16 protein-coding genes are annotated in these 13,110 nt (G+C 37.0%); 15 read left to right on the top strand and 1 reads right to left on the bottom strand.

Translation table 11 applies throughout. From position 1 onward, the window contains the following. Positions 1 to 14 precede the first annotated feature (14 nt). The 6 genes from ACFSCX_RS18800 to fni all read left to right on the top strand — a co-directional run bounded on the left by ACFSCX_RS18800 (position 15) and on the right by fni (position 4,588). On the top strand, positions 15 to 674 hold the full coding sequence (locus ACFSCX_RS18800) for a flagellar brake protein (RefSeq protein WP_377929777.1): 660 nt from the start codon (positions 15 to 17) through the stop codon (positions 672 to 674). A gap of 51 nt (positions 675 to 725) precedes the next feature. Continuing rightward, a complete protein-coding gene (locus ACFSCX_RS18795; protein ID WP_377929776.1) occupies positions 726 to 905 on the top strand; it encodes a YpfB family protein in 180 nt (59 codons plus the stop codon). A 72-nt stretch (positions 906 to 977) separates the two neighbouring features. Further along, positions 978 to 1,667, top strand: coding sequence for a (d)CMP kinase (gene cmk, locus ACFSCX_RS18790; RefSeq protein ID WP_377929775.1), 690 nt, complete (start codon positions 978 to 980; stop codon positions 1,665 to 1,667). Then, positions 1,654 to 2,235, top strand: coding sequence for a lysophospholipid acyltransferase family protein (locus ACFSCX_RS18785; RefSeq protein WP_377929774.1), 582 nt, complete (start codon positions 1,654 to 1,656; stop codon positions 2,233 to 2,235). The genes cmk and ACFSCX_RS18785 overlap by 14 nt, the downstream gene beginning before the upstream one ends. A gap of 155 nt (positions 2,236 to 2,390) precedes the next feature. After that, positions 2,391 to 3,533 (top strand): 30S ribosomal protein S1, encoded by a 1,143-nt coding sequence (rpsA, locus tag ACFSCX_RS18780; protein WP_377929773.1) that lies wholly within the window; start codon positions 2,391 to 2,393, stop codon positions 3,531 to 3,533. A gap of 14 nt (positions 3,534 to 3,547) precedes the next feature. Next, positions 3,548 to 4,588 carry a type 2 isopentenyl-diphosphate Delta-isomerase gene (gene fni, locus ACFSCX_RS18775; protein ID WP_377929772.1) on the top strand — a complete coding sequence of 347 codons (1,041 nt, stop codon included), beginning with the start codon at positions 3,548 to 3,550 and terminating at the stop codon, positions 4,586 to 4,588. A 183-nt stretch (positions 4,589 to 4,771) separates the two neighbouring features. Here the strand turns inward: fni and ACFSCX_RS18770 are convergent, their stop codons facing one another. Next, positions 4,772 to 4,903: a YpzI family protein gene (locus ACFSCX_RS18770; protein ID WP_377929771.1), complete on the bottom strand. Its 132-nt coding sequence runs from the start codon at positions 4,901 to 4,903 to the stop codon at positions 4,772 to 4,774. 129 nt (positions 4,904 to 5,032) lie between these two features. Between ACFSCX_RS18770 and ACFSCX_RS18765 the strand changes: the two genes are divergently transcribed. From ACFSCX_RS18765 to spoIVA, 9 genes are all read left to right on the top strand, one after another. After that, the gene (locus tag ACFSCX_RS18765) at positions 5,033 to 5,632 is read left to right on the top strand and encodes a YphA family membrane protein (protein ID WP_377929770.1); all 600 of its coding nucleotides are present in this window, start codon (positions 5,033 to 5,035) and stop codon (positions 5,630 to 5,632) included. A gap of 1 nt (position 5,633) precedes the next feature. Continuing rightward, positions 5,634 to 6,530: a YIEGIA family protein gene (locus ACFSCX_RS18760; RefSeq protein ID WP_377929769.1), complete on the top strand. Its 897-nt coding sequence runs from the start codon at positions 5,634 to 5,636 to the stop codon at positions 6,528 to 6,530. Continuing rightward, on the top strand, positions 6,527 to 6,712 hold the full coding sequence (locus ACFSCX_RS18755) for a capping complex subunit for YIEGIA (RefSeq protein WP_377929768.1): 186 nt from the start codon (positions 6,527 to 6,529) through the stop codon (positions 6,710 to 6,712). Before ACFSCX_RS18760 ends, ACFSCX_RS18755 begins: the two co-directional genes overlap by 4 nt. Positions 6,713 to 6,867: 155 nt before the next feature. Then, entirely contained in the window at positions 6,868 to 8,178 is a 1,311-nt protein-coding gene (gene der, locus ACFSCX_RS18750; RefSeq protein ID WP_377929767.1) for a ribosome biogenesis GTPase Der, read from the top strand. 57 nt (positions 8,179 to 8,235) lie between these two features. After that, positions 8,236 to 9,270: an NAD(P)H-dependent glycerol-3-phosphate dehydrogenase gene (locus tag ACFSCX_RS18745; RefSeq protein ID WP_377929766.1), complete on the top strand. Its 1,035-nt coding sequence runs from the start codon at positions 8,236 to 8,238 to the stop codon at positions 9,268 to 9,270. 95 nt (positions 9,271 to 9,365) lie between these two features. Beyond that, positions 9,366 to 9,611 (top strand): stage VI sporulation protein F, encoded by a 246-nt coding sequence (locus tag ACFSCX_RS18740; protein WP_377929765.1) that lies wholly within the window; start codon positions 9,366 to 9,368, stop codon positions 9,609 to 9,611. Between the two features lie 431 nt (positions 9,612 to 10,042). Next, positions 10,043 to 10,243 carry a DUF2768 domain-containing protein gene (locus ACFSCX_RS18735; protein WP_377929764.1) on the top strand — a complete coding sequence of 67 codons (201 nt, stop codon included), beginning with the start codon at positions 10,043 to 10,045 and terminating at the stop codon, positions 10,241 to 10,243. A 26-nt stretch (positions 10,244 to 10,269) separates the two neighbouring features. Further along, on the top strand, positions 10,270 to 10,989 hold the full coding sequence (locus ACFSCX_RS18730; RefSeq protein ID WP_377929763.1) for a hypothetical protein: 720 nt from the start codon (positions 10,270 to 10,272) through the stop codon (positions 10,987 to 10,989). A 469-nt stretch (positions 10,990 to 11,458) separates the two neighbouring features. Continuing rightward, positions 11,459 to 12,937: a stage IV sporulation protein A gene (gene spoIVA / locus ACFSCX_RS18725; protein WP_377929762.1), complete on the top strand. Its 1,479-nt coding sequence runs from the start codon at positions 11,459 to 11,461 to the stop codon at positions 12,935 to 12,937. The last annotated feature ends 173 nt before the right edge of the window (positions 12,938 to 13,110 follow it).

Genomic DNA, 13,110 nt, shown 5'->3' with positions numbered 1-13,110 from the left:
AGTGGGGGATACTTATGATAAACATAGGGGATACAATTATATTAGAACCCAAATACTCTACAGATAATGAAAGGTATCGATGTAAGTTAGTAGAGAAAAAAGGGGAAGAACTGTATATAGATTATCCTGTTAATATGAATACAGGTAAGACTGTTTTTCTACTTGATGGTACACAGTTTAAAGCATCGTTTGTAGGAAAAGACAATACAGTTTACTTATTTGAAACAGAAGTACAGGGGAGAGTTAAACAAAATATCCCAATGATTGCTCTTTCGTATCCTGGGAATCAAGATTTAGTCCGAGTCCAGAGAAGGCAATTTGTTAGAGTGGAAACTGCGGTAGATGTAGCTTTACATCCTATAAATCATGATTTTTCTCCTTTTGTTACGATTACTGGTGATATAAGTGCAGGAGGAGCAGCAATTGTTCTTCCACTCAATACAACATTAGAACCAGAAACAATTTTTAATTGCTGGTTAGTATTACCTATGCAATCTGGTGATTATCACTACATTGTATTAAAATCTAGGGCGATAAGAATAATTCATGGACGTAATGGAGAGCGAGATAAAATGCCTATTGAATTCATTGGCATAAGTGATGCAGAGAGACAGCTACTTATCCGTTTTACCTTTGAAAGACAATTGAATTTTAAAAGAAAAGGCATGAAATAATTGTATAAAAAACGAGAAACCCCCTTAAACTAGTAGTTGAGGGGGCTTTCTATGAAAAGATTTGAATCGTTTCTAATAAAACTTGTGTTTGTACAATTGATTTTTTTAGTTTTAGCACAGTTGTTACTTACAAATCAAGACATTTCACCATATCTATCAAAGGTCATACACTATGAAGGTGTGACTAAAGATACATACAGCAAGATTCTAGAAACATTCGACCAACAATAGTCAGTGTGCTAGAATATAGAAGGCAGGTGGAACCTGCTTTTATTTATTACGTTCTATATTATAGGAGGAACTATGGAAAAGAAGATCTCCATTGCAATAGATGGACCAGCAGCAGCTGGAAAAAGTACTGTGGCAAAAAGAATTGCAGAACAACTTTCATACATATATATTGATACAGGTGCTATGTATCGTGCTTTGACGTATAAAGCACTTCAACATTTATTAGATGTACATGATGAATCTGCATTAGCAAAATTATTGCCAAATACGACGATCAAATTAATTCCTTCAACTGAAGGTCAGCTCGTATATTTAGACAATATAGATGTAACAAATGAAATAAGAACTAGTTCAGTTACGAATCATGTTTCCTTTGTAGCACAGCACCGACTCGTTCGTGAAGAAATGGTCCATAGACAACAGGAAATGGCAAAATTCGGGGGAGTTGTAATGGACGGTAGAGATATTGGGACAAAGGTTTTACCAAATGCCGAAGTAAAAGTATTTTTACTAGCTTCCGTAGAAGAACGAGCAAAAAGACGGTATGAAGAAAATGTAAGAAAAGGTTTTGAAGCTAATTTAGAGCGATTAAAGAAGGAAATTGAGGAGCGGGATCGAATAGATTCAGAAAGAGAAGTATCGCCTTTAGTCAAAGCACAAGATGCTGTAGAAATTGATACAACTTCTCTATCAATCAGTGATGTAGTGAATAATATCATGACATTAGTTCATGAAAGGATTGATGGGTGTGAATCTATATAATATTGGGAAAGTTATTTGTACAGGTATTCTAAAACCTCTATATAGAGTAGATGTAATCGGTGCTGAAAATATTCCAAGTCATGGTGGTGTACTCATATGCTCCAATCATATTGATAATTTAGATCCACCGATTGTTGGGATTTCAGCAAAACGGCCCATTCACTTTATGGCCAAGGAAGAAATTTTTCGTGTACCTATTTTAAAAAATCTTCTACCGAGTCTTAATGCATTTCCAGTGAAAAGAGGTATGAGTGATAAGCAAGCACTTAAGACTGGATTGCAAATACTTCGAGATGGAAAGGTATTAGGGTTGTTTCCAGAAGGAACTAGAAGTAAAACAGGTCAATTAGGTAAGGGACTTGCAGGTGCTGGATTCTTTGCGTTACGTACAAATGCATCAGTTATACCATGTGCCATCATTGGCCCATATAAGCCATTTAAAAGTTTAAAAGTTGTGTTTGGAGAGGCCATTAATTTTGAATCAATCCGAGCAGAAAAAGTATCTGCCGAAGAGGCTACTGACATCATTATGAATTCCATTCAATCCCTTTTGGAAAAATACCAATAGCTAAAAGTATATTACTTGACAAAAAGTAGTATTTATTAGAAGTTAGAAAAAAGAAGTTTTTTCGTGAAGGGTTTTTACCTTCCATTTTATACATATTAAGTAGTAAATGGTGTAAAATTCACTTTAACTGTGAGTTGCGAATTAAGGAGGTAGTGGTGATGGAAGAAATGAATCAAGAAGTTGTGGAATTAACAAACTTAGAAGTTGGGGATATTGTTACTGGACAGGTAACGAAAGTAGAGGAAAAGCAGGTCCTTGTCAACATTGGTTACAAGTCTGATGGGATTGTTCCGATTAGCGAGCTATCAAGCTTACACATTGAAAAAGCAAGTGAGGTAGTTTCTGAGGGGCAGACACTTGAACTTAAGGTAACTAAAATAGAGGATGATGCAGTCATCCTATCTAAAAGAGCAGTTGACGCTGAAAAGGCTTGGGATGATTTAGAAAATAAGTACCAAGCGGGTGAAGTGTTTGATGCTGAGATTAAGGATGTTGTAAAAGGTGGCCTAGTTGTTGATGTAGGTGTTAGAGGGTTTATTCCTGCTTCGCTTGTAGAGGCGTACTTTGTAGAGGATTTCTCTGATTATAAAGGGAAGACACTTTCTCTAAAGGTTGCAGAACTTGACAAAGAAAAAAATCGTGTGATTTTATCTCATCGTGCTGTTGTGGAACAAGAACAACAACAAAGCAAGAAGAAAACAATGGAGTCATTAAAAGTTGGATCTGTTCTAGAGGGTACTGTTCAACGCATCACTGATTTTGGTGCATTTGTTGACATTGGTGGAATTGATGGCTTAGTCCATATCTCACAATTGTCTCATGAACATGTAACAAAACCGTCAGATGTAATTAAAGAAGGAGAACAAGTAAAGGTTAAGGTATTAGGGGTAGATACAGATAATGAAAGGATTTCATTATCAATTAAAGAAACATTACCTGGACCTTGGGACCGTGTCACGGAACAACTAAAGGTTGGAGATGTGATTGAAGGTACAGTTCGTCGTTTAGTAACATTTGGTGCATTTGTTGAAGTAATGCCAGGTGTTGAGGGGCTTGTTCATATTTCACAAATTTCAAACAAACATATCAAAACTCCTCAAGAAGAATTATCTGTAGGACAACAAGTGAAAGTAAAGGTTCTTGATATTAATAAAGAAGACCAAAGAATATCTCTAAGCATTCGAGAGCTTCTGGAAGAAGAGGATCAAGGAGATTTCCGCGAATACCAACAGAAGGAAGAATCAACAGGGTTTAGCTTAGGTGATATGATTGGTGATCAACTAAATAAACTAAAATAAATGGTGATAATATAATGAGCAGAGCACAAAGAAAAATTGATCATATTAATAATGCAATTGAAACTGGTCAAGTCCGTGCTCATGGTTTTGATGATGTGCTTTTCGTTCATCAAAGTCTACCCAACCTGTCTATCAATGAAATTCAATATAGTACAAAAGTAGGCGAACTTTCATTAAGTTCGCCTATTATTATCAATGCAATGACAGGTGGAGGTGGTGAGCAAACCTTAAAGATTAATCAAGAACTAGCGATCATATCTAAAGAGTGTAATATTGGATTAGCTGTTGGATCCCAAATGTCTGCTATTAAAGATCCAAAGGAGCGAAGCTCCTATCAAGTGGTAAGAAGAGAAAATCCAACAGGAGTGGTTGTTGCTAACTTAGGAAGTGAGGCAACAGTAGACCAAGCCCTTGAAGCAATTGAGATGATTGAAGCAAACGCTTTACAAATACATTTGAATGTCGTTCAGGAACTTGTCATGCCAGAAGGAGACAGAGATTTTTCAGGAGCGCTTCGCCGAATAGAAAAGGTGGTAAAGCGTGTAAATATTCCGGTCATTGTAAAGGAAGTTGGATACGGAATGAGTAAGGAAACAGCAATAAAGTTAGAAGAGGTTGGAGTTTCAATCATTGATGTAGGTGGATTTGGAGGCACGAACTTCTCGAAAATTGAAAACCTACGTCGTAGTAGAAATCTTGGCTTCTTTGATGAATGGGGAATACCTACAGCTTCTTCTATTGCAGAGGTTCGCTCGGTATCTTCTTCCTTATCCATTATTGGTTCAGGCGGGATTCAAAGTGCACTAGATATGATTAAAGCAATACGATTAGGGGCAAGTGCTGTTGGGATGGCAGGATACCTGCTAAAGATGCTTATCGATAAAGGACTTCAGAGTACTATAGATGAAATCACGGAGCTTCATAATGATATTAGATTCATTATGACAGCTTTAGGTACGAGAAATTTGGATGAAATTAAGAAAGCGCCAATTGTCGTAAAAGGTGACACATATCACTGGCTACTACAAAGAGAGATTAACACTGAATATTTATAAATGAAAAACAGCTCAAATGAGCTGTTTTTTTTTGTTAATATTCAGTGTTGTTCCGTTACTTTGCTTTCGATAAGACCTCCATACCTAAACTAGTAAAAAGCCAGTGTTTAAAGTCTCGATATTACCACGGATTACTTACATATATGTTATCGGAGGGTATGGACGTAAGTCACTAGTTTTTCCTTATTTGTTTCTGTCTCGTGCTGTCTCCGGACTTTCCATTCTAGTAGCTCCAGGATAATCTAATTGTTGATCACGATCAGATTCCACTCGGCGTGATTCTTTAAGTTTCTTTTCTTGACGATCTTTACCCATCATTAAACCTCCTCTAAACAGTGATTAAGTCTTATCATTTCCATACGACAGTAATAGCATTCAATTCAATATATTTCTGATTAAATATCATGAATTGTAGCCATAATGGAAATGATAGGAGGGACAGTAGTGGAAGGAATTTGGTTCTATTGGATAGGGTGGATAGGCTGGGTCATTACAACCTTTATAGTAGGAAAGGGAAAAGTACGAACCCAAGTAGCCATTTTAATATTAGTCTTACTCAGTTTTGCACACATGAAGATCTCCATACTTAGTCATGAAATTTCAATAGGATTTCTAATCTTATTGTTCGTTTCTTATATGATGTCAGCCAAACTAAATAATATAACTCTCTTATATATATCTATCTGTACAATCATTCTCGGTTTGGCTTATGTGACCTTCTACTTGTTTAGTCTTTTTGATCCAGTGTGGATTGTATTTAATCCAACCTTCATGGTTAGTTTCATCCTTACATATCTAGTTTTACTTCTAACCAAACAATCATTAAAAAGGTACATTATTTTTATCATAGGTATTTGTCATGGAGAAGTTCTATATCGTGTTATTTTATCGAAAATTCAATTTACACAAACAATCGGAACATTACTCTTTTTTGATATCGTTGCGATTGGTATTTTTATGATATCCCTATGGAACGGACTTGAATTACTGTCTACGTACTTTAATCAATTACAACAAAAACAAGCACGTGAAAGGTTGGGATAGGGTGAATGAATATACATATCCAATATTATTTGGTGTGATAATTGGTACATTAACAAGAATCTATATGCTGAAAACGGACTACAGGCAATATCCTACATATCTACATGGAAGAATTATTCATATTGCATTAGGGTTTATTGCTGCTGGCCTCGGTACTGTTGCTGTTCCATCCATAATGGAAGAGGATTTTACGGCGATTACATTTTTAACGTTAGCCGCATCTCAGTTTAGAGAAGTAAGAAATATGGAGAGGAATACACTGGCTCAATTGGATAGCTATGAACTAGTTCCAAGAGGTAATCCCTATATTGAAGGGATTGCCGTGGTCTTTGAAGGAAGAAATTATTTAGTTATTTTTACGTCATTTGTCTCAACTTTAAGTTACTTAGTCTGGAACGTGTGGGCTGGGATTGGAGTGGGATTAATTGCTCTATTACTATCTAAAAAACTTATGAGTGGTGGTAGGCTTAAAGATATTGTCGATATTGAATATGTAGAACCAAGGTTCGATGGACCGGGTTTATTTGTAGATAATATTTATATTATGAATATTGGTATTCCTGAAAGGCAAGAAGAAGTCCTTAAGTATGGAATGGGGTTCATTTTAAAGCCCAAAAATTTTGATGCTCGATCAACGATTGCAAATCTTGGACAGAGACAAGCCATTCTACATGATGTTTCTGTTGCTCTTGGGGTTTATAGAGATTCAGGTACACCTGCTCTCGTCCCACTTGCTAAAAGAGATTTAGATGATGGCAGAGTTGGGATATTCGTACTTCCACAGGTGAAGGACTACCAAAAAGCAATTGAAGTTATTGGACTTGTTCCAACTTTAGAAAACGCTATTCGTATGCCGACCGAATCAAAAGCAAACGAAAAGGGGCAGAAAATACAATGAATTTAGAAAAGTATATATTAGCAATTATTACAGTAAATCCAGCTAGGGTAGCAGGTGGCACTTCAATATTCACATGTGAATCCGTTGAAGAAATGGATCACTTCGCGAAAAATCTAGAAGCGATTTTAGATGGAATAGCTCATAAGCTGAGTGAAGAGGTGTATGTTATTGTCAAGCATTAAGGAAATGATTGTCCTTAATGCACATTTTTGGTAGGATAAGAAAGTTAAAGAATATGAATCCCTTCTTTTGATTAGAAGGGATTTCCTAGCTTTTTTACATACAATCCTATTTATATACATTTTTACTTTTAGGATATTAGAAAGGATGTTTTGCTGTGCCAAAACCAATTATTGCGATTGTAGGAAGACCGAATGTAGGGAAATCAACCATTTTTAATCGAATTGTTGGCGAACGAGTATCTATTGTAGAAGATATTCCAGGAGTGACAAGAGATCGAATATACAGCTCGGGGGAATGGTTAAACCAGAATTTTAATATTATAGATACAGGTGGAATAGAAATTGGTGATGCACCTTTTCTTGCTGAAATAAGAGAACAAGCAGAAGTGGCAATAGATGAAGCTGATGTGATTATTTTTATGGTTAATGGACGTGAAGGAGTAACATCGGCTGATGAAGAAGTGGCTAAAATCTTGTACCGTTCTGACAAGCCAGTCGTTCTAGCAGTAAATAAAGTCGATAATCCCGAAATGAGAAATGATATTTTTGACTTTTACGCACTAGGGTTCGGTGAACCGATTCCAGTATCGGGATCCCACGGATTAGGCTTAGGAGATTTATTGGATGCTGCAATCCATCATTTTCCAAATCGAGAGGAAGAGGATTATGATGAAAGCACGATACGATTTTCATTAATTGGTAGACCGAACGTAGGGAAGTCATCTTTAGTTAATGCGATTCTAGGGGAGGAACGCGTTATTGTAAGTGATATCGCGGGAACGACTCGAGATGCGATTGATACACCATACTCAAAAGATGGACAAGATTATGTCATTATCGATACAGCTGGAATGCGAAAAAAAGGGAAAGTGTATGAGAGTACAGAAAAATATAGTGTATTGCGTGCTTTAAAGGCAATTGAACGCTCTGATGTCGTACTTGTCGTGATAAATGGAGAAGAAGGAATTATTGAGCAGGATAAAAAAATTGCTGGTTATGCACATGAAGCTGGAAGAGCTGTTGTAATTGTAGTGAATAAATGGGATGCTGTTGAAAAAGATGAAAAAACTATGCAAGAGTTCGAACGAAAGATTCGGAATCATTTTCTATTTCTCGATTATGCTCCTGTTGTATTCTTATCTGCAAAAACGAAGAAGCGGATTCATACCCTTATGCCAATGATTAACATGGCTGCTGAAAACCATAATATGAGGGTTCAAACGAATGTACTCAATGACATTATTATGGACGCAGTAGCGATGAATCCTACTCCAACTGACAAAGGAAACAGATTAAAGATATTTTATGCGTCACAAGTGGCCGTAAAACCACCAACGTTTGTCATTTTCGTTAATGATCCAGAGCTATTACACTTTTCATATGAAAGATTTTTAGAAAACCAAATTCGTGCTGCTTTTGGATTTGTTGGTACTCCAATAAGAATTATTGCGAGACCAAGAAGTTAAAACGAGAAGTATAAAAAAGGCTTGTTGACAAAAGAGTAGAGAAGGGATGGATGAGAAGTGAACCACATTGCGGTTGTTGGGGCTGGTAGCTGGGGAACCGCACTGGCTATCGTCCTTGCTGATAATCAGTACTATGTAAGGCTTTGGGGACATAAAGGGGAGCAAATTAAAGAAATTAATGAACGTCATACGAATTCGAAATACCTTCCGGGAGTTGAATTACCGGAGCTGATTAAAGGCTATACAGATTTAGAAGATGCTTTAATTGGAATTGAGACAATTATCCTAGCTGTACCAACAAAAGCAATTCGTGAGGTGCTAGGGAAAATTCGCCAGTTCCAACAATCACCTATAACGATTGTTCATGTAAGTAAGGGGCTTGAGCCAGATACATTTAAACGTGTGTCTGAAGTCATAAAGGAAGAAATGCCAAAAGAGCTTTTAAAGGACGTTGTAGTCTTATCGGGTCCAAGTCATGCTGAGGAAGTAAGCCTGAGACAACCTACCACCGTGACGGTAGCGTGTGAGAACCTATCATCGGCCGAAAAAATCCAAGATATGTTTATCAATCAACATTTACGTGTTTACACAAATCCAGATGTGATTGGTGTTGAAATAGGAGGCTCTCTAAAAAATATTATAGCGTTAGCGGCTGGAATTACAGATGGCCTTGGATATGGAGACAACGCAAAAGCAGCTCTTATTACGAGAGGACTTGCCGAAATCGCCCGGTTAGGTGTTGCACTTGGAGCCAATCCGTTAACGTTTGCGGGATTAACAGGAATCGGTGATTTGATTGTTACGTGTACAAGTGTACATAGTAGAAATTGGCGTGCCGGAAACCTTCTTGGTAAAGGTCAGAATTTAGATGAAGTTCTTGAAAATATGGGAATGGTCGTAGAGGGTGTAAGAACGACAAAAGCTGCTTATCAATTAGCAAAGCAAATGAATGTGAGCATGCCGATCACAAATGCACTCTATGATGTCTTATTTAATCAGCGCAACCCTAAGGACGCTGTTGATTCATTAATGGCTAGAGGGCGAACACATGAGATGGAAGATCTGTCTTCTATTATCTTTAAACTAGACTAGCATAGTACAGTAGTAAACATTCGCCCATATTGTAATCACAGATTCTCTCCATTTGCATACGATATTTTGAGTGTAAATGCGAAGGAGGATTTAGAATGAGCCTATTTGATAATATTGAGAAAAAAACAAATGTAAAAATGGACGATGTTTTTAAACTAGCTGACTCAGTAAAAGATGCTAATTTTAAAGATGAGCAAACCGTACGTAACCTCATAAAGCAAGTTTCTATGCTTGCAGGTAAACCTGTTAACAAAGAAAAAGAAGATAAAATTGTCAAGGCAATTGTTGAAAATAATATGCCTATGGACTTAAATACGATCGGAAAAATGTTTAAAAAATAAGTCTCAATAATAGGCAATCGATGATGCAATTTAGTTACAAGATGCATAGAATGCTACGAAGCAAACTTTGAGTTGAGCTGTTTTAATGGGATATTTTTTAGTCGTGCTGAAGTAAAGTGCCCCCTTTACTTCAGTTTTTTATTGTTTAATGTACAATGTCAAATACATTTTACACGCTTTAGGAAATTATCGAAGCTCATCATATGTGGATAACTGAATGATGTGCATACTAATCCGGCTCCAGTGCCTTTTGTTTTGTAGGATAAATATGTAAATAGAAAAGAGTTTAGTTACAGAGTAATCGCTTTTCCGCTTCATTCATCATCCTCATTATAAACCGACTATTTTTTGAACGATTTCTTTGTCGTAGTGTTTCTATGGTTAATTTATGGTATAATGTTTCACGATTTAAGACAAGGAGATGGAGAACAATGTCAACAGGATTAATAAAGATGTGGTTTGCATTAGGGTCAATGGGACTCATGTTTCTTGCAGTTATAACCATCATGTTAAGTAGATACAAACTTAAAGGTGTATTTAAGTGGATAACAGCTTTTGTGGCCTACTCATTTATGATCATTGCTGGAATCGTGATCGTATTTGTAGTTTTTAGTGGACCTGTTAATGAGTAAATTCAACCTAGTAAAGGCGGAATAAAATGAAGAAGATGTTAGTAATAAGCGTTCTATGTTTGTTCACTTTAACGGGGTGTCTTTATCCTGATGAACGACTTGTTCAAAACCAAATACCATACGAGGACCAGATTGCCTCTGTTCAAAGCGCAGTAAATCAGTATAGGGAAGCCAATAGTGGACTTCTCCCAATTCAAGATCGGGATATGGAAACACCTATATATCAAAAATATCCTATTAATTTCAATAAGATAATTCCGCGTTATCTACAGGAGCCTCCATCATCAGCATTCGAAAGTGGTGGAATATTTCAGTATGTCTTATTGGATGTTGAAACAAATCCAACTGTAAAATTAATTGACCTTAGGCATGCGGATATCATTAGGGATATAAAAACAAGAATCTATGTGTACAAAAGATCAAATGGCTACCCACCTTTTGAAAAGATGATTGTAGAGAATGTGTTTACAGTCGATTTCAAAAAGCTGGGCTATGATGAGCCTCCTCATGCAGTTAGTCCATATTCAGGGAATAATTTACCATTTGTTATAGATGGAAAAGGGGAAATATATATAGATTACTCAATTGATTTGTACAAGCTCTTGCAAGAAAATAAACATCATTTTAAACATGGGGAAGATATAAGGCCAATTCTATATGAAAATTCTCCCATCATCCCAGCCTATTCCTTACCATACACGGTTGAGAATAATGAACCAGTTTTCTTCGTTACTAATAAATACTAGTTTTCATTTCTACTAAATGTAAATGAGTATCAAATCGAATAAAAAATAGTCATGAACCCTTTTGTTAAAGAATACTCTCTAACAGAAGGGTTTTGTTTTTTGTGCTATTTTGGAAGAAGATAACGATAGCCATCGAGAGTGTCCTGGGACTTGGCCTCAGCCAAGTTTTTCTGAGTAAAACAATCCTTCCAATTTTGTTGTGCTTTGTTAAAGGAATGACTGTTTTTGTACCTTTAATAGTCATAAGGGGTGATTAATGGGTTTGATAAACAATGGTATACAGGCTTGTCAATTAGCCCTATTAACGAATGGCTTTAACATAGCAAGAAAAACATCGGATTCAAAATTTTTCTATAACATTAGTCATAATTAAATAGGACAACATCATAAGATATACTGTCCTAGATTACTAGTCATGTATTGGATAGTTTATTATCCCAAACAGTTATGAAGATCGGGAGGGGATCACTTGGAAAAGGTAGATATTTTTAAGGATATCGCTGAGCGCACTGGTGGCGATATATATTTAGGAGTTGTTGGTGCAGTTCGTACAGGTAAATCTACTTTCATAAAAAAGTTTATGGAATTAGTAGTATTACCAAATATTCAAAATGAAGCTGATAAAGCGCGTGCTCAAGATGAATTACCACAGAGTGCTGCTGGAAGAACGATTATGACAACCGAGCCTAAGTTTGTTCCGAACCAAGCTGTATCACTTCATGTAGCGGATGGCTTGGATGTAAATGTTCGTCTAGTTGATTGTGTTGGGTATACAGTTCCTGGAGCAAAAGGATATGAGGATGAAAATGGTCCAAGAATGATTAACACGCCTTGGTATGAGGAGCCAATTCCATTTCATGAGGCGGCTGAAATCGGGACACGAAAAGTTATTCAGGAGCATTCAACTATTGGAGTTGTCATCACTACAGATGGATCCATTGGAGAAATTCCTAGGAATGATTACTTAGAAGCTGAAGAAAGAGTAATCGATGAACTAAAAGAAGTAGGAAAGCCATTTATCATGGTCATTAACACAGTACATCCACATCATCCTGAAACGGAGCAATTACGACAAAAGCTTTCTGAACAGTATGATATTCCAGTGCTAGCAATGAGTGTTGAGAGCATGAGAGAAGCGGATGTATACAATGTTCTACGTGAAGCTCTTTATGAATTCCCAGTATTAGAAGTAAACGTAAACTTACCAAGCTGGGTAATGGTTTTACGAGATAACCATTGGTTACGTGAAAGCTATCAAGAAGCTGTAAAAGATACAGTTAAAGATATTAAGCGACTGCGAGATGTTGATCGAGTAGTGGGGCAATTTAGTGAATATGACTTTATTGAACATGCTGGATTAGCGGGTATTGAAATGGGGCAAGGTGTTGCTGAGATTGATCTTTATGCGCCAGATACCTTATATGATCAAATTTTAAAAGAGGTAGTGGGAGTAGAAATTAGAGGAAAAGACCACCTTCTACAACTAATGCAAGACTTCTCTTATGCGAAAGCAGAATATGATCAAGTCGCAGATGCATTAAAGATGGTAAAACAAACAGGCTATGGTATTGCTGCACCGTCACTAGCAGATATGGCACTAGATGAGCCAGAAATTATTAGACAAGGATCTAGATTCGGTGTCCGCTTAAAGGCAGTAGCACCATCGATTCATATGATCAAAGTGGATGTGGAATCAGAATTTGCCCCTATTATCGGGACAGAAAAGCAAAGTGAAGAGCTAGTTCGATACTTAATGCAAGACTTTGAAGATGATCCATTATCTATTTGGAATTCAGATATCTTTGGTCGTTCATTAAGCTCAATCGTACGAGAAGGAATTCAGGCAAAGCTATCGCTAATGCCAGAAAATGCTCGCTACAAGCTAAAAGAAACCCTAGAACGAATCATAAACGAAGGCTCTGGCGGCTTAATCGCCATCATCCTCTAACCGACTCCTACATAGGGGTCTTTTTTTTGGGCACAGGATGTGCCTACTGGGCGTTGCGCACAGGACGTGCGCGCTTTTAGCCGAGTATCCATAATCAGGATGTGGGTACCGGGTGTGGCAGGCAGGACGTCGGCGTTCTTAGCCGGGTCTCCTTTGAAGGATGTGCCTAGTCA

The organism is Bacillus salitolerans, from assembly GCF_042680805.1.
GTDB lineage: Bacteria > Bacillota > Bacilli > Bacillales > SA4 > Bacillus_CJ > Bacillus_CJ salitolerans.
This window is presented reverse-complemented; position numbering and strand designations above follow the sequence as displayed.